Below are 19887 nucleotides of genomic sequence, written 5' to 3'. Positions count from 1 at the left end.
AGACTACGCACACCCACCGACACGTTTCAGGAAGCCGATGTCCCGCGGCGCGTGGACACGGTCGAGGCGGCCTGACGGCCGAACAGTACTGCCGACATGAACATCTGCAACCTGGCCGCGTTCTCCGCGGCAGCGTCGAATTTCATCATGCGGCCGACGTCCGGAACCAGGTTGAGCGCAGCATGAACCACGAACTTCGCCTCTACCGCCGACAGTTCAGGCCGGATTTCGCGGAGTACCCGCGCCCATTCGACCACGTAAAGCTTCTGGCGATTCTTCAGATCGCTTCGATGACTCGGCAGAAGGTTGTTCATCTCGGAGAAGTAGACCGACATCAATTCGTGCTGTGCGAACGACAATTCCACGTACATCGCCGACAATGACCGGAGCGCTTCTTCGTGTGAGTCAGCGGAATCGAACACCGCTGCAGTAGCCAAGTCCAAGCGATCTGCGGCTCGATAGAATACGGCGCCGAGAAGCTCGGCCTTGCTGGGAAAGTAGCGGTACATACCGGAGGCGTTCAAGCCGGCGGCCGCAGCGATCTCTTCGATGCTGACGTCGTGATACCCGCGAGAGTCGAAGAGTCGCACGGCTTCCTGCAGCAGACGTTCGCGTTTGTTCGTGGTCACCGTTCTGGGCAACGAGGACTGCTCCAGGCGGCTCGCGGTGGTTGCGCCCTCGCCGTGATCTATCGCCAGACACGCCTCGAGCAGAACCTGCTCCATCACCCGCTGGGGCAGTAAGAGATTATGGACGGTGATGCTGCCGATCACGCTGAACATCGCTGCCACGACGAGGGTCTTTTCACGCGCCGTCATTGCCGGATCGGAGCGCGAAAGATGCCGGGCTACCCGGCGATTGACCGCACTGGCTTGCGCTCGAACGGATTTCCGATCGGCGGCATCGAGAAACCGGCTCTCCCACCGATAGATTCCGGCCGTACGCCGATTGCGAATTGTCGTTCTTATCACTGCAATCAGATCTTCGCGCAACCGCTGCGCGTCGGTCGATGCAGGCGCAACCGAGACGACGTCCAGGGCACTGGCGAGCGCTTCGGTCAACTCCAACGCCGCGTGGCGGAACATCGCGTACTTGTTCGGAAAGTGCCGATAGAGCGCCGAACCCGAAATACCCACAGCCGACGCGATGTCATCGACACTGACAGCTGGATATCCGCGCTCACTGAACGCGATTGCCGCCGCTGCCGAGATCTGCGCCTTGCGATCCTTCGGGCGCCTCTTGACGGAATCGGACCTCGCCTGCCGAACAATCCCACTCGACGACTGCGCGTCGACGAACTGCTCGCTCGGGCTCACCGTCTACCCACTCTCCAGCCTTCACGCTCGAAGTACCTTGATCCGCCTGTCCAGCAGACGAGAATCAGCATAAGCATGATTCCGAGGATTCACACACATTTTTCAGCACATTGCGTTTCTGCCGCCAGATAACAGCTGGTGAAACGCCGTTCGATCACGACATACAACTTCGCCCTGACGCCAGCCAACGAGCCCCTCACCGAGAATTTCGGTTAACAAAACGTTGCCCGAAGCCGCCGACAATGGGTAGTGTCACCGCTCGAAGCGCAGTCCCTACGGCCGCGAAGCAATCCGACTGACAGATTCGGAATATCCGTAAACATACACGGGGTGGTGACATGAACGGTCCCGATACTTCCACGTCAAAAGCGGAAACTCGATCAACACTACAGGCAACCCGACGAGAATTTCGGTTCACATAATGCTTGCTTGGACACATATATGTGTGAGATGCTTCACAGGCAGTTCGCTCGACCGCCAGCGCTCGAACAGTTCGAACTCCGTGCCGAACACTGTTGATCTGCAAAGGAATTCAATTAGATGACGTACGAGCTACCAGCCGCGAAGGGCCCGGTACGAGACGTAGCGTTACAGGGGGGCTATTTGATCGGATTCTCGGTTCAGGCAATCTTCGGCCTGTTCACGGCAATCCTCCGCAGACGACTCTCGTTGCACGAGACGGTTACTCAGACCCTGTTCATCGGCCGCGTCAGCACCGGCCCATCGTTGCTTCTCATGATTCCGATCGGTGTCTTCATCGCCGTGTCGGTCGGCGAACTGGCAGGCAGGATCGGCGCTGGTGGCTATTCCGGGGCAGTCGTGGCTTTCATCATCGTCGGTCAAGCCGCGGCATTGGTGTGCGCATTGATGATAGCCGGTGTCGCCGGATCGGCGATCTGCACGGATTTGGGTTCACGAAAGATCCGGGAAGAGATCGACGCCATGGAAGTGATGGGCATCGACGTGATCGAGCGCCTGGTCGCACCGAGATTGGTTGCAGCAGTGATCGTCTCCCTTGCACTCTGTTCGATGGTCACCTTCGGCGGTGTGATCGCGTGCTACCTGTACCACATCTACGTCCAGCACCTTCCGGCCGGAACGTTCATGGCAACGTTCAGTCAGTACGGGCGATCTTCCGACTTCGTCATGGCCTTGGTGAAGGCTGCGATCTTCGGTCTCGCTTCGACTTTGGTCGCCACCTTCAAAGGTCTCCATGCAAAAGGTGGCCCACGCGGCGTTGCCGACGCAGTCAACGAAGCCGTCGTCATCGCTTTCGCGCTCGTCTTCATCGTGAACACTGTGTTGTCCGCGCTGTATACCGTGATCGTGCCGGCAGTCGGTGAATTCTGATGTCACTCGTCGATCTCCGGATCCGAGCGCGGCAGGCCGGCAGACCGTTGCGGACCGCAGGCGACGGCTTGGTGTCGCTCGGTCAGCATGTCACCTTTTACATCCGCACCATCGCCTCGATCCCCTTTGCTCTCACCAAGTACCGCAAACACGTGCTCGGACAGATCAGCGAAGTCAGCTTCGGAACGAACTCGCTGTTGTCCGGCGGCGGCACTATCGGCATCGTGTTCGCGATGTCTCTTGCAGCCGCGATGATGCTGGGTGTGGAGACACATCGCGGTCTCGAACTTGTCGGCATGACTTCGCTCTCGGGCATGCTGTCCGCGGTTGCCAACACACGCGAACTTGCACCTGTTGTCGTCGCTATCGCGTTGGCAGCCAAAGTCGGAACGGGTTTCACTGCCCAGATCGGGGCCATGCGTATCTCCGACGAGATCGACGCCCTGGACTCGATGGCGATCCGATCGATCCCGTTCCTCGCCGGTACGCGGGTGATCGCTGCCATGATCTGCGTCATCCCGATCTACATGATCGGACTCTTGGCCAGCTACCTCTCGACCCGACTGGTCGTCGTGTTCTTCAACGGCGCGTCGGCAGGTACCTACGACTACTTCTTCCATCTGGCGATCTCGCCGCAGGATCTCCTGTACTCGGGCCTCAAGGCCGTGGTGTTCGCCGCTGTTGTCGCGCTGGTTCACTGCGCGTACGGCTACTACGCATCCGGCGGTCCAGCCGGCGTCGGGCAAGCGGCCGGGCGCGCGCTCCGGACTGCGATCCTCGCGATCGGAATCCTCGACGTACTGATGACTTTCGCGCTGTGGGGCCTCGTGCCCCAGATCCCGGGAATGGGCGTCTGAACCGTGGACAGACTCACTACACGCACGAAGATCGTCTACGCACTGCGTGGCGCGATCGCCGTCGTGGTGGCCGTCGTAGCGGCAGTGACTATGGTGCTGCGTGGATCCGGAAACCTCGAGCAGAGCACCGACGTATTCGTGGCTGTTCCAGCCACGGCGGGCCTGATCAGCGGCGAGGCACCGGTCCGGTATCACGGGGTCAACATCGGCCGAATCGGCGAAATCGAATCAGGCACCGCAGAATCCGTGGTGCAACTACAGATACAGACTGAGGATGCATCGAAGATTCCCGCCGACGTGATGGCTCGCGTTGTTCCGCGCACGTTCTTCGGTGACATCTACATGCAACTCGTGGACAACCCGGCGCCGCAGGGCCGAACAACTCTCGCGGACGGAGACGAGATCCGCATGGACGACGGACCCGAGGCGGTCGCCCTCTATGACGTGTACACCAAGTTGGTCGGAGTCCTCACAGCAATGCAACCCGAGAAGCTTCAAACGGCTCTGACCGCTCTCGGCCAAGCCCTGGACGGAAACGGGGCCGAAATAGGCACCACGATAGACAATCTCAGTGCTGCTTCCGGAGTACTGGCTCCCGCTGCACACCAATTCCTGCAATCCACTCCGGAATTCCGATCTGTCATCGACGCATTGGACCGCGCAACCCCCGACATTCTCGATACCTTGGCAGCCGCCACATCGGTCTCGAACAGCATGGTCGCCAACAGAGCGAATCTCGAGACCTCGATCGGCGCGGCCGCAGTCTTCGCCGCCACCGTCGACGATTTTGTCGCAGAGAACAACAGCAACATCATCACCGTGATCGATTCTGCCGGAAAGATACTCGCAACAACCGCGGCAAATCCCGAGGGACTGCGTTCCACTCTTGCCAATGCCAGCACGTTCGGCGCCTCCGGTGCGCGAGTCTTCGCCACCGGAAAGTTCGACATCACAGCAGTTGCCACGTTCGCCGAACCGCTCCCGTACACAGGTGATGATTGCCCGCAGTACGGGAACTCGTACGGAGCACAGTGTTCCGGCTCCAACCTGACGCCTTCACAACCCGTCAGTGCCCCAATCGTTGGCGGCGAAGCCGAAGCCGCCACCCTGCGTTTCCTCGAAGATCAATTACTCGGCGGCTCGCCGGAGCAGTCGGACGCCCCCAACCCGGCGACAACACTGATGTTGGGGCCGATGGTCAGAGGTAACGAGGTGACCGTCCCGTGAAGGTTCGTCCTGGCCAGGTCATTCGGTTGTCACTCTTCTGCATCACCGGCGTCGCCTGTGCTTCGTTCGTGGCAAACACGTTGTCGGTCCCGGTTCGCGGAAGCACTGATTCGTACTCGTTCGAGTTCACCGACGTCGAAGGACTCAACCCGGGCAACCCGGTCACCATGTCGGGTGTGCGTATCGGCCGCGTGGACTCGGTTGCGTTTGCCGACAACGGAGGCGGGACGAGCAAGGCGATCGTCGACGTCGAAATCGAGTCGCAATATTCCCTCGAGTCGGATGTCCGTGCCGCCGTGCGCTACGGCGACATGCTCGGTGCTCGATATCTGGCACTGACCCAGGACGACAGCGAGGCAACGGTATCCGCACGACAGCTCGAACCAGGAGACACGATACCGCTGGCGCAGACAACACCGCCGATCAACTTGACGGCCCTGATGAACGGGTTCAAACCGTTGTTCGCCGCGCTGCAACCCGAGCAGGTGAATACGCTCACACGAAGTTTTGTCGAAACCTTCAACGGCCAGGGCCAGGCAATGACCACCCTGCTTGACCAGATCGCGACCATGAGTTCCGGCCTGGTCGACCGTCAGGACGTCTTCGCACAACTACTCACGAACATGAACACTCTTCTCACCTCCGTCGACGAGCGTCAACCCGAATTGGTGGGTCTGCTGGACGGTTTGAACAGTCTGAGTACTTCCGTCGTCGGGCAGAACGATCAACTGGTCTCGCTCTTGGATCAGGGAAACCGAACTGTCTCGTCGTTGGCTCAGATCATGGCCGGGTCGAACGGCGCATTCGGTCAGACCGTGCAACAACTCGAAAGTGTCACCGGGAGTTGGATTGCGAGCACCGACGAGTTCAACAGACTTCTCGCCAACCTTCCCCAGTTCGCGGACGCCGCCAACCGGATCGGAAGTTACGGAAGTTTCATCAGCTTGTATCTGTGCAATTTCACTCTGAAGGCAGGCGACATGGAAGCCAACATCTTCGGTCCGACATATTCGCCGGTGTGCTCATGATGTTCTTGGTCAAGCTGATCGACGTGTTCGTCGGCATCATGCTCTTCCTGTTCAAAGGGGATCGCCGTCGCAGCGGTAGCGGCACCGCTCTCACCCTGGGTAGTCTCGGAATCTTCGTTCTGGTGGTGGGACTCGGCGCCGCCTTGGGCATTCCGAAACTCTGGTACAACGTACGCACGTCGGCATACACCGCGGAGTTGGCAAATGCCAGCGGGCTTTCCGACACCGATCCGGTTTACGTGGCCGGGGTTCCCGCGGGCCGAGTGGATTCGATCGACCTTGCCGGCGACCACGTGGTCGTCAACTTCCGCCTGGACAAGGATCAGCCATTGGGAAACCAGAGCACCGCGACGGTCAGGCTCAAGACGGTTCTGGGCAAGCGCTACCTCGAGATCGTGCCGGCCGGAGTGGTCGACGACTCCGACGAGCGGGTCATTCCGCTCTCCCACACAACCGTGCCGTACAGCCTCGACGACGTCAGCAGTGACGCCACCAACGCGGCCTCCGGCGTCGACCTACAGGCGATGGAGTCCATGATGAACACCCTTTCGCAGGTGATTCCAACGGATTCCGATCAAGTCGGGCGGGCTCTGGCCGGAATCAGCGGAGCCTCGGCAGCTTTCGCGCAGAACGGTGAACAGATCGACCAGATCCTCACCATGTCCCGCGAGCTGTCGGACATGGCGGTGGCACAAACCGATTCGATAGTCGGCACTGCTGCCAATGCTCAGACGATCGTGCGTACTCTGGCCGTCCGCAAGGACGCGCTGACTCAGTTGGTCGACAACCTGACAATCATCATCTCGAAGCTCTCGACGACGTTCACAGACCGTCAGGACGAGTTCGGGGCGATGACCGACAACCTCGTCGCAGTCACCACCACGCTGAAGAACAACGCCGATCAAATCGACCTGCTGTTGACTCGCCTTCCGTCCGCTCTGCGTTCGGTCACCGACTCCACCGGCACCGGCAATTGGACCGACGTCAACGCCCCGGCAGCCGTGATCCCGGACAATCTGCTCTGCGCGCTCGGCATCATGGAGGGCTGCAAGTGAATACACGAAAAGCCGTCACTGCCATGCTGGTCGTGACCCTGGCGATCGCCCTGCCCGGTTGGTACATCTTCGGACGAACCGATCAGTCCAAGACTGTCTACGCCGATTTCAGCTACGTCGGCGGGATTTACGAGGGAAGTAAGGTCACCGTCCTCGGGGTCGGCGTCGGGACGGTCACGTCAGTGGAACCTCGCGGAACATCTGTTCGAGTAGCGATGTCGATGCCCAACTCCGTCGATTTGCCCGCCGACGCCTCGGCCTATGTCCTCAATCCGTCGGTGATCAGCGATCGCCACATAGAACTCGGTCCGGCTTACACCGGCGGAGAGACGCTCAAAGACGGCGACCAGATTCCGATCGAACGTGCCTACTCCCCCATAGATTTCGACGGGCTGATGGGAAGCGTCAGCAGCTTGGCCGACGCATTTGCCGGGGACGGTGGCAATCTCGGCGATCTAGTGAGCCGCAGCGCCGCCGGGTGGCAGGGTCAGGGCGATCAATTCAACACAGCCATTCGCAACCTCAGCACGGCCACCGGAGTTGTCGGCGCTCGGTCGGAAGACATCGGTGCACTTGTCGACAATCTCAACACCTTGATGGGTGCGTTGGACACACGGCAGGTCAGCTTGGACGAGCTTGTCGGTGACCTCGGCGAACTGGGCGATCAGTGGGCGAGCCAGAACATGGACATCTCCCAACCGCTGCAGGATCTGCAGGTCGTCTTCGATCAACTGAACAGCTTCATGACAACTCACGGCGACGATGTCGGTGCCATAGCCGACAACGTGCGAGTTCTCGGTGACACTCTGGCTGCCAAACAACCTGACCTCGCCGAGTTCATGGACTTGGTGCCGTTGATGATGCAGAACCTCTCCCAAACTATCGGCCCTGATCAGCGCGGACGCATTCGGCTCAATGTCTCGACTGCACTGACTCAGTTCGCCGTCGCCAAGCCACTGTGCGACGCGTACAAGCTGCCCATCTGCACCGGTGCCGGATTCACGAATCCGATTTCCTTCCCCCTCAGCACTTCTGATCCGCTCGGCATCGCCTCCGCGATTTCCGGCGGCGCCGTCCCCGGAGGTGGCAATTGACGAGGCAATCGGTTCGGATAGTCGCCGGCGTCGCGATCATCGGTATGGGTTGTGCGGCTGTGTTCGCCTTCGGCGGCTGCAGCGCAGGCATTCAGGACCTTCCGCTGGGTCGTTCGGCCGACGGTGACGCGTACACCGTGTCGCTACAACTGGCCGGCGCTGACGGCCTGGTGTTGGGAGCAGACGTCCGCAGCGGCCAGAAAGTCATCGGTCGAGTATCCGCACTGTCAGCCGACGTCGTCGGAGCCGACGTGACACTGAGTCTGGACGCTGCGACGCAGTTGCCGGACAACGTCGAGGCCTCCGTCGAACTCCCGTCCGCACTGGGAAACCCGTTCATTCGGCTGCTGCTGCCAGAGGTTCCGTCCGGTTCTACGCTGAGCGACGGCGATACAATTCCGGAGTCTCGCACCGAGATCGGTCCGCAGGTCGAAAGTGCACTTGCCACCCTCGGTACGGTTCTGACCGGGAGCGGCATCGATCAACTCGATACCGTCGTACGCGAACTGAACACCGCGTTTTCCGGGCGCTCAGGTGAAGTGCGTTCTCTGACCGATACCCTGACCTCGCTCATGGCAGAGGCAAGCAGTCACCGAAGCGAGTTCGACGAGGCCGTCGACCTCGCTGCCCGGGTCTCCTCGCAGTTGGCCGGGCAACAAGAAGTCGTCGACAACTACCTCGATTCCGTTCCACAGGTGGTGTCGATTCTCGTCGGGCAGAAGGATCAGATTGCGAGCCTCTTGAACTCGACCGTTCAGCTCGCCACCAACGCAAACACCATTCTCGATTCCTCACCCAACGGGCTGGACACGATGCTGCACGATGCGTCGACCGTTGTGGGGACTCTGGATTCGTTCAACTCGGAGATCGGTCAGACGCTGGCGAACATGAACGGGTTGCTCGAGAACTTCACCAGTGCAGTCCAAGGTGACTACCTCGTTTTCGACGGCGCCCTGGATATTCCGGGAACAATCGACAAGCTCTGGACCGGCGGTATGGCCGGACAATCGATCGCACCGGCGGGAACTCTCACCGATCTACTTCAGGGAGGTTCGCGTTGAGTCGCCTTGCGCTTGTTCAACTTGTCCTGTTCGCTCTGATCGCTGCTGTGGTCATCCCTTTCGGAATCGTCTACGTGGTCGGCCCTCAGGGTTTTGGTGGGCAAATCCGGCTGCACGCCAACATGTCCGACGCCTTCGGACTGACCAAGGGCACAGTCGTCACGTATCGCGGTGTACAGGTGGGGAAAGTGAGTGAAGTCGAACTCGACGCAGGCACCCGCTCGGCTCGGGTGGAACTCTCGCTCAACGACAACACCGAGATACCTACCGACAGCGTCGCCAAGGTGACGATGGGGACCGCAGCCGGAATTCAGAATGTCGACATCTACCCCAACACAGACCACGGCCCGTATCTTCGGGATGGCGGCGAGATCGCCATGCCCGCAGATCAGCAGCCAGTTCAGATGAGCCAGTTGATGCTTCAGGCGTCCGGCGTCCTGGAAGGTATTGATCCGCAGGCGATCAGCGACATCGGGACCGAACTGGGGAATTCGTTCAACGGGCTCGGCCCGAGCTTGGCGACGATGATCGACAACGGCGGGATCATGTCTGCGCAGTTGAACGACCAGTCGGCCGAACTCGCCGCGCTGCTGTCGCGAACCTCCAGGCTGATGGACTCCATGGCGACACAATCGGATTCGTTCGTCCGAGGAATGGCGGCAGCGAAGAACTTCACCGAACAACTCGAGTCCAACGCCCCGGTACTGATTTATCTCACCGATCATTCACCCGCCGCCCTCAGTAGCGCCCAGCAGTTGTTCGACAAGTACCACAACACTTTCGGAGCGGTGCTGGCCAATCTCGTCACGGTCGCTCCGATCATCTCCGACCGCAGGGATGCCCTGGAGACCGGACTCGTCACGATCCCCGAAGGTCTCGCCAAGCTGGCATCCATCGTCAAAGGCGATCGAGCTGATTTCGCCTTGGTGGCCACGCAGGGGCCGGTGTGCAACTACGACACCCCCAGACGAGAGGTAGGCGATCTCTCCCCCACCAGTCCGAGTCTGGCGATGTACTGCCCACCCGCCGACGACCTGGTCCAACGCGGAGCACAGAATGCTCCGCGGCCGAACGACCTTGGATTGCAGAACTCGACGGTCCCCGGCACGCCGATCGGTCCGCCGGTCGTCGCGGATCCGATTCTGATTCCGACCGGAGTCGACGCCTTGAACTACTGGAGATTGATGTTGGAAGGACTGGGAAATGGCACACGGTGAGAGCGCACTCCTCGACGAAGCAGAAACCGAGGTGGCCGAACATCCGACTCCCCCGTCGTTCTTTCGTCGGCTGAAAGAGCCTCGCAACGCACTGATCTCGCTATTGGCGGTAGCACTGATCGCAGCATTGGTGGTGCTCGGATTCCAGATGTACTCGGCGAATCAGAAAGACACGCTGCGGCAGGAGGCTTTGGACACCGCGCGGGACTACTCGACCATCATGTCCTCCTTCGATTATCAGAACTTGGACGCCAACAAGGACACCATCGCCTCGATGTCGACCGACGAGTTTGCCGGCACCTACCGAACGATGGTGGATTCACTGCGCGAGGTTGTCGCTGGAGGTCAAGGTCAGGCGAGTGCGACGGCAACAGACGTCGGCATCGAGTCACTGGAAGATTCGTCGGCGAAGGTGCTTGTCTTCGTCGACCAGCAGGCCAAGAACATTGCTGCGCCAGAGGGTAATACACAGAAGTACCGGATGGTCGTGTCGTTGGTTCGTTCGGACGACCGCTGGCTCGTGAGCAACGTCGAGACCAAGTAATTCACCGCGCACGGAGGAGGATCGATGCCCACTCACTACCTGGATTCGGGAAGGTCCGAGTCGTCGCTTCGCACCGATCGGACACGCATCACCATCACGGCCGAGCGTAAGCGGTGGGCCCGCAAACCCCCGCACATCACCGACGCACTCGATTTCTGGTCGTTCGCCGGAGCCGCTGCCAACGTCATCCTGCAACTCGGTTGGCCCGAGGTGGCGTGCGGCGTCATGGAAAGCAAGGTCGAATCGGGTGCTCTGACCGCGCATCCATGGAAGCGCGCACGGACCACAACGCAGTACCTCACCGTCGCGATCCTGGGCAACGAGGAAGAGCGAAAGGCCTACCGCGAGGCCGTGAACTCGGTGCACCGACATGTGCAGTCGGATTCAAACAGCCCGGTCAAATACAACGCCTTCAATCGCGAACTCCAATTATGGGTTGCCGCTTGCCTGTTCATCGGTTTCGAAGACAGCCATCAGTTGTTGCACGGCAAGATGTCCGAAGAGCAGGCGGAATCGTTCTATCAGTCCGCGTCAACTTTGGGAACAACACTGCAGGTCACCGAAGAGATGTGGCCGGCCACCCGCGCAGACTTCGAGCGCTACTGGAACCTCGGTTGCGAACGCGTCGTCATCGACGAACGCACCAAGCAATATCTGATCGACCTGGTCAATCTACAAATGATCGCCTGGCCGATACGCCTGGTGTTCCGAAACTTGTTGCGGTTCCTGACGGTCGGATTCCTTCCGCCGATCTACCGCGACCAACTCGACCTCGAGTGGACCGAAGACGACCGCCGTCGATTCGAGCACCTCTTCATCTTCGTGTCGTTCGTCAACAGGTTCATCCCACGCTCCATCCGTCAGGCCGGCAACACCATTCAGATGCACGACATCCGTCGTCGGATCAAGGCGAGCAAGAATCTCGTCTGATCGTAGAGCCGGCAACGCGATACTCGTATCAATTCTGCTGCCCCACAGGTAAACCGGGTCGGTCGGTCGATAACACATCAAGCCTCGATTTGGGCTCCAGCGCGACCAAAGCCGGGGTCGAAAAGTCGGCAAAGCGAGCCAATCGGGCGACACATTCGCTGCATTTCGACGCCTTTACGGCCCTTTATCGGTGACTTGCATCACACTCTATCTCGATTATGTAACGCCGAGCGAGGTGACATATCGCCGCACGACCTGGGAAAACACTCTTTGATGCATTTCTGTTGCACAAACATGTGTCGACACGCCGACCCGTGACCAATCCGTAATCGTCTCCTATGGTTGGTGACAGCCCGATCAACCGGGCATTACCGAATCGCCACCGCCAGTCCCACCCCGCGGTTCGGATTCGACAACTTTCCTAGTGGTGGGAGCGGAGCTGAGACGGTCACCGTCCTCCGCCGGCGTGACTCGAGAGGATTTACCCAAATGACCAAGACCACCGTTACCCGTGCCCTTGCCTCTGTCGCCGCAGCCGGAGCCCTCGCAGCCGGAGCCCTCGGACTGAGCGCCGGCACCGCGTCCGCAGCCACCCACGACTGGTCGGGTGTCGCAGAATGCGAATCTTCGGGCAACTGGGCCGCGAACACCGGAAACGGCTACTACGGCGGACTCCAGTTCAGCCAGAGCACATGGGAGGCCTACGGCGGAGCGGGCAGTGCAGCCAACGCCAGCCAGGCAGAACAGGTCCGCGTCGCGGAAAACGTCCTCGCCGGTCAGGGCGCCGGCGCGTGGCCGGTCTGCGGACAGTACCTCCGCTGATTCCAGCTCACGTAAAGCGTCGCTGCCCGGTGTTCGTCGAATCCGACGATCACCGGGCAGCGGCACTTCAACCGACAGTTATCTTCCGTTGCCACTGCTGTTGAAAGAAGTTACGTCAGTGCGTGATCCATCAGGATGCCGCGGCGCGAGCGAGGTGTACCGGCTGGCCTTGCTGTCACCCATCAACCTACGAAGCCGCATCCACCATCGTTGGAGCATCCGTCGGACCCGGCTGCCCGAAGTGACCGGCGCCGCCGTAGACGCGTACGGGATGGGCTCCTTGCGCACGTAGTGCTCCATAACCCCAGTTTAGCCATGTTTCGATGGCGAAATGCTCGAATAAGGCGATGCCTCGCGGCCCTCATGGTGCCCGAACAAACTGTTCCAGCGAACTCGGTGATCCATCCTTGACCAGGCGTGCAAACCGGTCGGGTAAATCGCGTGGCCCGAACACTTCTCGACCATTGTGTGACAGAAGGCGGTCAACGCTCCACCACTCGAAGTGCTCGACCAGCTCGGCGGCCAGCGCTTCGCGCCCCAACGACCCACAGGGCTCGAATGCGGCCGCTACCGGCACGAGGAAGTAGTCGTTGATCGCACCGTCCCAACCCGGCAATATCGTCAGATCATGGATCTCCTCACGCCACACATGGGTGGCGGCGCCGTAGTCACGCAAGCCGATCTCCTCGTCCAATTCGCGCGCGAGCGCCTCGGGCGGGGTTTCGTCTCCTTCCAAGCCTCCGCCCGGAGGACACCAGACCGTCAGCCCGCCCCCGGGTGCGATGAATCGGTAGAGCAAAAGACGGGACTGGTCGTCAACGACCAACCCCCTGGCCGAGTGCCTCAGGCGCATGAGTGCCACTGTAAGGCAGCAGGTCAGGCGATGACGGCCAGCTCCGGAAGTCCGGCAACCACAACCGCGAGGTTGTAACCCGACATCCGCAGTTCGCCGTTGTCCCCGGTCCTCGCGTACTCCGCATGCCCGAACGCCCGCTCGTGCTTCACTCCGTCCGGGGTGAACCCTTCGGCCGTGGACAACCGATGGAACTCGGTACGCGTGGGATCGCCGCCGAAACGGCCGAACCCCGCGATGCTGTCACCTTCCGCTTTCATGACGTAAACATGACGGTCGGCGATACCGAGGTCTGACTCCACCTTGGCCCGCACTCCGGGTGAACCGTAGAACACCACGTCGTCGACTGCTGCGCTTGCTCCGCGCTGCAGCGCAAGAGAAGTCGCGAGCGATCCGTAGGAATGGCCCAGCGCTGTGATGTGGACGCGTTCGTTGACCGACGCAGCACGAAGACCGTGAAAGAAGCTGCCCAATGCGTCGGCGGCTATGCCTGCTTTGGACGATCGACTGACGTCGAAGCTGGCCCGACCGATGTCGAACTTTCCCGGCCCGATCACCTGTGGCGCGTCGTATCCGATCCAGGCGATGGTGGCCACGCTTTCCTTTCGACCGGCCAGTTCGAGTTGGCGCATCGCCTCGGCTCGTAATCGTGTTGCCTCGCCGACCATTCCGCGCATCGAGTCCTTGACGTTGGTGTTCAGTCCGGGAATCGTCACGGAGATGTGATCCGCGGTATCCGGATCACCGATCGCGATTGCAGCGAAGCCGCGTTCACCCGAGCGCATGTCCATGAGCAGTAACCGTCGACAAGGCTCGGCGCGAAACAACTCGTCGAGCGCGTCCAAATCCTCGAGTTTGCGTTCGGCGTACCACTGGCCCGCCCCCGTGTTACTCAGTCTGCCGCCGAAGAACTCGCGGTGAAGTTCTTGCGAGATTCGGACTGAATCGTCCTGCAGCCGTGCTCGTTCCGATTGAATTCGATCGAGATTGACGGGACTGCGAACCGCAGCAGGAATTCCGTCGAGGTTGGCGATCAGGCCGGGTGCATGACGCAACATCTGACGCTGCCGATCAGGGCTGAACGCTCGCCACTCCTCCCCCACTCGCACAGCTTTGTCACGGAGGTCTGTGCCGACCTGAGACCGCAGAGACAACGCATGATGAAGATCCGCGCTGACCAGCAGCGCCTCACCGATCAGTTCTCGAACTGCGACCTCGAGCAACCGGGCGTGCAGGTGGAGCGGGTGACCGTCGGCGATGGGCGCAACCGCAGAGACGGTTCCGTCCTGACGAATATGCAAGTCGTCGGCGACGGCCTCTTTGCGTAGCGCATCCAGCCGTCGACGGATGTCGCGGACACGATGGGCGACCAGAACGCCCTCCAGCCCAGCTGACAGCTGATCCAACGGTTCGACGTCCCATGCGTCGATATCTGTGAGATCCACTCGGGTCAGGAGGAACGAGCAGCGATCCGAGCCTGCACTTCCGGACGACGCAACGGCGGGACGGTCTGAGGTGGCTGTCTACGAGGCGGCAGGGCGCTGAGCAGGCGCGTCGTCGTTTCGGTCACCTCACGCACCGCCTGTTCGAAGGCGTCTCGGTTCGCGTCGGACACCTTGGCTACTCCGCTCACCTTACGTACGTATTGGCGAGAGGCTGCCTCGATCTCCTCCGGCGTAGCAGCAGGCTCGAGTCCACGAAGTTCAGTGATGTTTCGGCACATAATTCGACGATAACCCTGCTCACCGACGCCGTCACGGTTCGATACACCAATGTATCCAAACTGCCACGCAGATCCGGGCATCACGGTAGTTTCAGTGAAATTCCCCCAGTGACTGGAAGTAGCCACTAACTCATGGACTCTGCACTCACCTCCGTCGGCCTACCCGCCGCACTCGCCATCATCATGTTCGGCCTCGGGCTTTCCCTGACGGTCGGAGATTTTGCCCGCGTGGCCAAAGCGCCGAAGGCCGTTTCGATCGCCCTGATCTGCCAGTTGTTGTTGCTCCCAGCCGCGGCCTTCGGCTTGGTCACGTTGTTCGACCTCGACCCACTGCTCGCCGTCGGCATGATGCTTCTCGCCGCATCACCGGGCGGCACGACGGCAAACCTGTTCAGCCATCTGTTCCGCGGCGATGTTGCTCTCAATGTGACACTGACTGCGGTCAATTCGGTGATTGCGGTGGTGACCCTTCCGCTGATCACCAACTTCGCGCTGGGTTACTTCGAACCCGAAGACGCGGACGGCACCCTCGGACTGCAGTTCACGAAGGTACTTCAGGTCTTTGCCGTCGTACTGATTCCTGTCGCCCTCGGAATGTGGGTTCGATTGCGCTCGAGCACCTTTGCCGAGCGCATGGACAAGCCCGTCCGCATCGGATCTGCGGTGGTTCTGGCACTGGTGATTGTCGGAACGGTTGTATCCGAACGCGAGAACATCGCGGACTATCTCGTTGACATCGGCGCCGTCGCTGCGTTGTTCTGTCTGCTGAGCCTTTCGGTCGGCTACGTCGTTCCCCGGATACTCGGCATCGAGGACCGACAAGCCATCGCCAGTTCCATGGAAATCGGCATCCACAACAGCACGTTGGCGATCACCATAGCCGTCAGCCTCCTCGACAATGTGCAATTGGCAGTACCGGCTGCGGTGTACGGCGTTCTGATGTTCCCGCTCGCCGCCGCCTTCGGCGCAATGATCACCCGGAAGCCACGGACAATGGCCGAAATCGACTAACATCAGGCGGTTTTCGATATAGGTGATCTGGTATCGCCGACCCTGCGATCGATACGGACTCAGACCGAAGGGGATCGAAAAATGCTGACCACCACACCTACCGTGCTGGACGAACGCACCTGGCAAGAGCTAGTCAACGCACTGACCCGGCGCCAATTCGGCATCGGAGCCGGGATGGCAGCAGTAGCAACGATTCTGTCGTCCTGCAGTTCCAGCGACGGTTAGGGTGCATCTGACGACGCTCAAATGCGCACCGTCACCACACCGTTGGGAACTTACGACATACCGACAAACCTCAAGCGTGTCTTGACCGTCGACGCCCGCACCGACCTCGCCATAGCCCTGGAACTACAACATCTCGCCCGCCACTGAGTGGGTTCCCATCGACGGATCGGCCGAATACCTCAGCGACAAGCCCAATCTGGGGCAGATCCTCGGACTGGGCACCCGATCTCATCATCTGCGTCAACGCCGACAACGAGTACTGGCCTGCTGCAAAGCTCCAAGCCATCGCTCCCGTCCTGACGACCGAATCGAAGCAGACGTGGCGAGAGAATCTCACGCGCCCTCTCCGATTGGCTGGGTCGAGCACCCACCACGGATCGCCTGATCACCGACTACGACGCTCTGATCACCGGCATTCGCTCTCGACACGCTTCGGCGATCGCGGGAAAGACCCTCGCGAGTCTGTTCTACAGTCAATCAGGGGCGACTGAGCATCGAGGAGATGGATCGCCTTCGCGATTTCGACGCGTTCATGGTTTCCGTCACCGACAGCAGTGACACCACCTTCGATCAACTCTCGGACAATAAGTTGTGGCAACGACTTCCGGCTGTGCAGGCCAGGAACGTCACCGTTCTGCACGGCAGTACGTACTGCGGGTCCATGTACAACAACATGTACGTAGTCAAGGGCTGGGACGATCTCTATCCGACGCTCGACTAGTCGGATTTATTCGTAGAAATGCCGGCCGCTCCCGCGCGGTCGTCATTTCACGTTTCGAGGTCGATGCCCAACGCTCCGGAGAGGGTCCGCAGACAGATCACCCTCAAATCCTCGTGCGGTATGGAAGGTTGGTCGAGCCAGTCGAGACACACGGCCCGGACGAATGCGATCCATCCCCGCACCGCGACGGCGGCGATCTGTCTTTCTTCGCCCTCGAATCCGAGTGCGTCGAGGATCCGAATCTGTTGCTGTTCGAGTTCCCGTTCGACGATCGCTCGGATACCGGCCTCTGCTGAGAGCGTCCCGACGTTGATGGCGCGCACTCCCCTGCTGTGGGACTTCACGTACGCGAAGTAAGCATCCAACCCGGCCGCCACCTGTTCACGCACCGGTAGCGTCGCGTCCGGCGCGGTCACCTCGAGCAGGTGTTGCGATTCGCGCTCGACGATTGCGGAGAAGAAGTCTCGCTTGGTCGGAAAATAGTGGTACATCAACCCGCGCGAGACGCCTGCAATCTCGGCAACCTCTTCGATCCACACGTCCTCGTACGAGCGATCGGCAAAAAGTTGCGCGCCGATGTCGAGCAACTGCGTGCGCCGCTGCTCTCGGTCCAGGCGTTTTCGTGGTGCGACCATAGGCAAGTCAGATTACTACTTGACACCGATTCAGTAAGGCGTACTTTGCGTACTAGACATCAATTCAGTAAGCGATATCACCCGGGGGACACACCATGAGCGTCGACACCACTCCAGAGGCGACGACCGATGCTCGGATCCCGCATCCGGCGTGGCGCCTGCCAGTCCTAGGCGACGTCCTCGGGATCAATATCCGGACGCCACTGCAGAACTCCGTAAGCATCGGCCGTGAACTCGGCCCGATCTTCGAAAGAAACGTCCTGGGCAATCGCTTCGTCTTCGCCTCGGGCGCGGACATGGTGGCAGAACTGTCCGACGAGTCCCGGTTCGCGAAACACCTCGCACCCGGGGTCAAAGCGCTCCGCGGAATCGGCGGCGACGGACTGTTCACGGCGTACAACCACGAGCCCAACTGGGGCAAGGCGCACAATCTCCTGGCACCGGCGTTCAGCCAGACTGCGATGCGCTCGTACCACCGCACCATGCTCGACGTGGCCGGCGAGTTGGTCGACCATTGGGACAGTCGTGAAAGTGACTCCCCCATCGACGTCTCCGCAGACATGACCAAGCTGACGTTGGAGACCATCGGACGCACGGGATTCAGCTACTCGTTCGACTCTTTCGAACGTGAAGAGCAGCACCCATTCGTCAAGGCGATGGTCGGCGCTCTCTCCCATTCACAACGCACGACGTTCTTGAAGTCCACTGCCCTGGGTCGAGTCCTCGCACGTCGCGCCGATCAACGTGACGAGGTCCGCAAGGCGTACATGGCCGAGGTGGTCGACGAGGTAATCCGCGTCAGGCGGACAAGTACCGAACCGGGGCCGGAAGACCTACTCGAGCTGATGCTGCGGGCGGCACGCGAAAACGATCCCAACCGTATCGACGAACTGAACATCCGCCATCAGGTCGTGACCTTCCTCGTCGCGGGACACGAAACCACCTCCGGCGCATTGTCGTTCGCGCTGTACTACCTGTCACGAAACCCTGACGTGCTGACCAAGGCGCAAGCCGAGGTCGACAAGGTCTGGGAGGGCGAGGAGCCCGCCTTCGAGAAGATCGCGAAACTTCGATACGTGCGACGCGTCCTCGACGAATCGTTGCGTCTGTGGCCGACAGCACCGGCATACGGCCGCGCGGCACTCGAAGACACCACGCTCGTCGGGAAGTATCCGATGAAGAAGGGCGATTGGATGCTCGTGCTCATCCCGTCACTTCATCGCGATCCCGTGTGGGGCAACGATCCCGAGGCTTTCGATCCGGATCGTTTCCTGCCGGCCAACATCAAGGCCAGGCCGGCACACGTGTACAAGCCGTTCGGAACGGGTGAACGTGCCTGCATCGGAAGACAATTCGCTATTCACGAAGCGGTCCTCGTATTGGGCACCATCTTGCAGAAATACACGATCGAAGCCGATCCGGATTACGAACTGAAGGTGGCCGAACGGCTCACCCTGATGCCCGAAGGCTTCAACTTGACGGTCCGCCGACGCTGACCTCGCAAAACTGCGTCGAGCAATTCGGTTGAACAGTCTCAAATGCGGTAATCCCAGAGTTGGCAGCATCGAGCACCGGCGCACCCTGGGAGTTCACATGACAAAGAGGCCTACAGTGGGAATCGTCTTGCTCTCGGTGGCATTGGCCACGGGAGCTTGCTCGGCAAGCGTCGGGACGCCGCAAGTGGACAAGTCCGAAGTCGCAAGTCAGATCTCCACTCAACTCGCGGAGAAGATCGGCGAGCCACCCGACGACGTGACGTGTCCGGAAAACCTCGACGCCGAAGTCGGCGCGACGATCACCTGCATCCTGACCGAGCAGGGCACCGAATACGACGTCACAGCCACCGTGACCAGCGTTGACGGTGAAAGTGCGAACTTCGACATCAAGGTCGCGGATGTGCCGAACAACTAGCTGCTGTGCGCCGTTGTTTAACCCCCGCGGGGTACAAACGCGCCCACCCCCGAGGTTGTGGGGCCCACCCCCCCCCGGGCCCGGCGGGGTCGCCCCCCCGCCCACGCACTACCCCCAGCCCGCGCCCCCCCCACGCCGGCCCCGCACCGCGACGCCCCCTCCCCCCACCCCGCCACCCCCGACCCCCTCGGCGGCAACCCCTACGGCACCGCCGACGCCGACCACACCCACCCCGGGCCGTGCCTGGGGGAGGACGCCGAAACGTTCGGGTTCCCCGCACCCACCCGCGCGGCCAACACGGCCGGGG

The 19887-nt window shown here is 60.7% G+C and carries 21 protein-coding genes and 1 pseudogene; 17 read left to right on the top strand and 5 right to left on the bottom strand.

Annotated features, from left to right (window positions below; translation table 11 throughout):
• Positions 1-26 precede the first annotated feature (26 nt).
• The gene (locus R4P65_RS23495) at positions 27-1316 is read right to left on the bottom strand and encodes a TetR/AcrR family transcriptional regulator (RefSeq protein ID WP_235172253.1); all 1290 of its coding nucleotides are present in this window, start codon (positions 1314-1316) and stop codon (positions 27-29) included.
• A 540-nt stretch (positions 1317-1856) separates the two neighbouring features.
• Here R4P65_RS23495 and R4P65_RS23490 point away from each other — a divergent pair.
• The 11 genes and pseudogenes from R4P65_RS23490 to R4P65_RS23440 form a co-directional block, all read left to right on the top strand.
• Complete coding sequence (locus R4P65_RS23490) at positions 1857-2666, top strand: ABC transporter permease (protein WP_317828328.1); 810 nt, start codon at positions 1857-1859, stop codon at positions 2664-2666.
• The gene (locus R4P65_RS23485) at positions 2666-3523 is read left to right on the top strand and encodes an ABC transporter permease (protein ID WP_317828327.1); all 858 of its coding nucleotides are present in this window, start codon (positions 2666-2668) and stop codon (positions 3521-3523) included. Before R4P65_RS23490 ends, R4P65_RS23485 begins: the two co-directional genes overlap by 1 nt.
• 3 nt (positions 3524-3526) lie before the next feature.
• Positions 3527-4750: an MCE family protein gene (locus R4P65_RS23480; protein WP_317828326.1), complete on the top strand. Its 1224-nt coding sequence runs from the start codon at positions 3527-3529 to the stop codon at positions 4748-4750.
• Entirely contained in the window at positions 4747-5778 is a 1032-nt protein-coding gene (locus tag R4P65_RS23475) for an MCE family protein (protein ID WP_317828325.1), read from the top strand. Before R4P65_RS23480 ends, R4P65_RS23475 begins: the two co-directional genes overlap by 4 nt.
• Positions 5778-6833: an MCE family protein gene (locus R4P65_RS23470; RefSeq protein ID WP_317828489.1), complete on the top strand. Its 1056-nt coding sequence runs from the start codon at positions 5778-5780 to the stop codon at positions 6831-6833. Before R4P65_RS23475 ends, R4P65_RS23470 begins: the two co-directional genes overlap by 1 nt.
• Complete coding sequence (locus R4P65_RS23465; RefSeq protein WP_317828324.1) at positions 6830-7927, top strand: MCE family protein; 1098 nt, start codon at positions 6830-6832, stop codon at positions 7925-7927. The genes R4P65_RS23470 and R4P65_RS23465 overlap by 4 nt, the downstream gene beginning before the upstream one ends.
• Entirely contained in the window at positions 7924-8988 is a 1065-nt protein-coding gene (locus tag R4P65_RS23460) for an MCE family protein (protein WP_317828323.1), read from the top strand. Before R4P65_RS23465 ends, R4P65_RS23460 begins: the two co-directional genes overlap by 4 nt.
• A complete protein-coding gene (locus R4P65_RS23455; RefSeq protein WP_317828322.1) occupies positions 8985-10205 on the top strand; it encodes an MlaD family protein in 1221 nt (406 codons plus the stop codon). Before R4P65_RS23460 ends, R4P65_RS23455 begins: the two co-directional genes overlap by 4 nt.
• The gene (locus R4P65_RS23450) at positions 10192-10749 is read left to right on the top strand and encodes a mce associated protein mas1a (protein WP_317828321.1); all 558 of its coding nucleotides are present in this window, start codon (positions 10192-10194) and stop codon (positions 10747-10749) included. Before R4P65_RS23455 ends, R4P65_RS23450 begins: the two co-directional genes overlap by 14 nt.
• Positions 10750-10773: 24 nt before the next feature.
• On the top strand, positions 10774-11679 hold the full coding sequence (locus R4P65_RS23445) for an oxygenase MpaB family protein (RefSeq protein WP_317828320.1): 906 nt from the start codon (positions 10774-10776) through the stop codon (positions 11677-11679).
• 489 nt (positions 11680-12168) lie between these two features.
• Positions 12169-12495 (top strand): annotated as a pseudogene (locus R4P65_RS23440) (transglycosylase family protein); the annotation flags it as partial.
• Positions 12496-12862: 367 nt separating this feature from the next.
• Here the strand turns inward: R4P65_RS23440 and R4P65_RS23435 are convergent.
• Genes R4P65_RS23435 through R4P65_RS23425 form a run of 3 tightly spaced genes read right to left on the bottom strand, consistent with a single transcriptional unit; the run spans position 12863 to position 15077 of the window.
• The gene (locus tag R4P65_RS23435; protein WP_317828319.1) at positions 12863-13354 is read right to left on the bottom strand and encodes an NUDIX domain-containing protein; all 492 of its coding nucleotides are present in this window, start codon (positions 13352-13354) and stop codon (positions 12863-12865) included.
• A 23-nt stretch (positions 13355-13377) separates the two neighbouring features.
• On the bottom strand, positions 13378-14799 hold the full coding sequence (locus R4P65_RS23430; protein ID WP_317828318.1) for an alpha/beta hydrolase: 1422 nt from the start codon (positions 14797-14799) through the stop codon (positions 13378-13380).
• 5 nt (positions 14800-14804) lie between these two features.
• The gene (locus tag R4P65_RS23425; protein ID WP_230814845.1) at positions 14805-15077 is read right to left on the bottom strand and encodes a DUF2277 domain-containing protein; all 273 of its coding nucleotides are present in this window, start codon (positions 15075-15077) and stop codon (positions 14805-14807) included.
• 132 nt (positions 15078-15209) lie between these two features.
• Between R4P65_RS23425 and R4P65_RS23420 the strand changes: the two genes are divergently transcribed.
• The 4 genes from R4P65_RS23420 (at position 15210) to R4P65_RS23405 (ending at position 17034) form a co-directional block, all read left to right on the top strand.
• On the top strand, positions 15210-16088 hold the full coding sequence (locus R4P65_RS23420; RefSeq protein WP_317828317.1) for a bile acid:sodium symporter family protein: 879 nt from the start codon (positions 15210-15212) through the stop codon (positions 16086-16088).
• A gap of 81 nt (positions 16089-16169) precedes the next feature.
• Positions 16170-16313: a hypothetical protein gene (locus tag R4P65_RS23415; protein WP_317828316.1), complete on the top strand. Its 144-nt coding sequence runs from the start codon at positions 16170-16172 to the stop codon at positions 16311-16313.
• Positions 16314-16334: 21 nt separating this feature from the next.
• The gene (locus R4P65_RS23410; protein ID WP_317828315.1) at positions 16335-16460 is read left to right on the top strand and encodes a hypothetical protein; all 126 of its coding nucleotides are present in this window, start codon (positions 16335-16337) and stop codon (positions 16458-16460) included.
• A 355-nt stretch (positions 16461-16815) separates the two neighbouring features.
• Complete coding sequence (locus R4P65_RS23405) at positions 16816-17034, top strand: hypothetical protein (protein ID WP_317828314.1); 219 nt, start codon at positions 16816-16818, stop codon at positions 17032-17034.
• A gap of 47 nt (positions 17035-17081) precedes the next feature.
• Here R4P65_RS23405 and R4P65_RS23400 read toward each other — a convergent pair whose 3' ends face one another.
• Positions 17082-17669: a TetR/AcrR family transcriptional regulator gene (locus R4P65_RS23400; RefSeq protein WP_230814841.1), complete on the bottom strand. Its 588-nt coding sequence runs from the start codon at positions 17667-17669 to the stop codon at positions 17082-17084.
• A 95-nt stretch (positions 17670-17764) separates the two neighbouring features.
• Here R4P65_RS23400 and R4P65_RS23395 point away from each other — a divergent pair, with 95 nt between their 5' ends.
• Positions 17765-19165 (top strand): cytochrome P450, encoded by a 1401-nt coding sequence (locus R4P65_RS23395; protein ID WP_317828313.1) that lies wholly within the window; start codon positions 17765-17767, stop codon positions 19163-19165.
• Between the two features lie 97 nt (positions 19166-19262).
• Positions 19263-19580, top strand: a complete 318-nt coding sequence (locus tag R4P65_RS23390) for a DUF4333 domain-containing protein (protein WP_317828312.1) — start codon at positions 19263-19265, stop codon at positions 19578-19580.
• The last annotated feature ends 307 nt before the right edge of the window (positions 19581-19887 follow it).

Source organism: Rhodococcus sp. IEGM 1318, from assembly GCF_033142465.1.
Lineage (GTDB): Bacteria > Actinomycetota > Actinomycetes > Mycobacteriales > Mycobacteriaceae > Rhodococcus_F > Rhodococcus_F qingshengii_B.
The sequence above is the reverse complement of the archived record's forward strand: the minus strand, read 5'-3'. Positions and strand labels throughout refer to the sequence as shown.

What these genes read in the sequence shown, in the direction of transcription:
- R4P65_RS23420 (WP_317828317.1), top strand. Translation starts at nt 15,210, where the DNA reads ATGGACTCTGCACTCACCTCCGTCGGCCTACCCGCCGCACTCGCCATC.
- R4P65_RS23395 (WP_317828313.1), top strand. Translation starts at nt 17,765, where the DNA reads ATGAGCGTCGACACCACTCCAGAGGCGACGACCGATGCTCGGATCCCG.
- R4P65_RS23445 (WP_317828320.1), top strand. Translation starts at nt 10,774, where the DNA reads ATGCCCACTCACTACCTGGATTCGGGAAGGTCCGAGTCGTCGCTTCGC.
- R4P65_RS23485 (WP_317828327.1), top strand. Translation starts at nt 2,666, where the DNA reads ATGTCACTCGTCGATCTCCGGATCCGAGCGCGGCAGGCCGGCAGACCG.
- R4P65_RS23450 (WP_317828321.1), top strand. Translation starts at nt 10,192, where the DNA reads ATGGCACACGGTGAGAGCGCACTCCTCGACGAAGCAGAAACCGAGGTG.
- R4P65_RS23400 (WP_230814841.1), bottom strand. Translation starts at nt 17,669, where the DNA reads ATGGTCGCACCACGAAAACGCCTGGACCGAGAGCAGCGGCGCACGCAG.
- R4P65_RS23390 (WP_317828312.1), top strand. Translation starts at nt 19,263, where the DNA reads ATGACAAAGAGGCCTACAGTGGGAATCGTCTTGCTCTCGGTGGCATTG.
- R4P65_RS23415 (WP_317828316.1), top strand. Translation starts at nt 16,170, where the DNA reads ATGCTGACCACCACACCTACCGTGCTGGACGAACGCACCTGGCAAGAG.
- R4P65_RS23470 (WP_317828489.1), top strand. Translation starts at nt 5,778, where the DNA reads ATGTTCTTGGTCAAGCTGATCGACGTGTTCGTCGGCATCATGCTCTTC.
- R4P65_RS23435 (WP_317828319.1), bottom strand. Translation starts at nt 13,354, where the DNA reads ATGCGCCTGAGGCACTCGGCCAGGGGGTTGGTCGTTGACGACCAGTCC.
- R4P65_RS23405 (WP_317828314.1), top strand. Translation starts at nt 16,816, where the DNA reads ATGGATCGCCTTCGCGATTTCGACGCGTTCATGGTTTCCGTCACCGAC.
- R4P65_RS23490 (WP_317828328.1), top strand. Translation starts at nt 1,857, where the DNA reads ATGACGTACGAGCTACCAGCCGCGAAGGGCCCGGTACGAGACGTAGCG.
- R4P65_RS23410 (WP_317828315.1), top strand. Translation starts at nt 16,335, where the DNA reads ATGCGCACCGTCACCACACCGTTGGGAACTTACGACATACCGACAAAC.
- R4P65_RS23425 (WP_230814845.1), bottom strand. Translation starts at nt 15,077, where the DNA reads ATGTGCCGAAACATCACTGAACTTCGTGGACTCGAGCCTGCTGCTACG.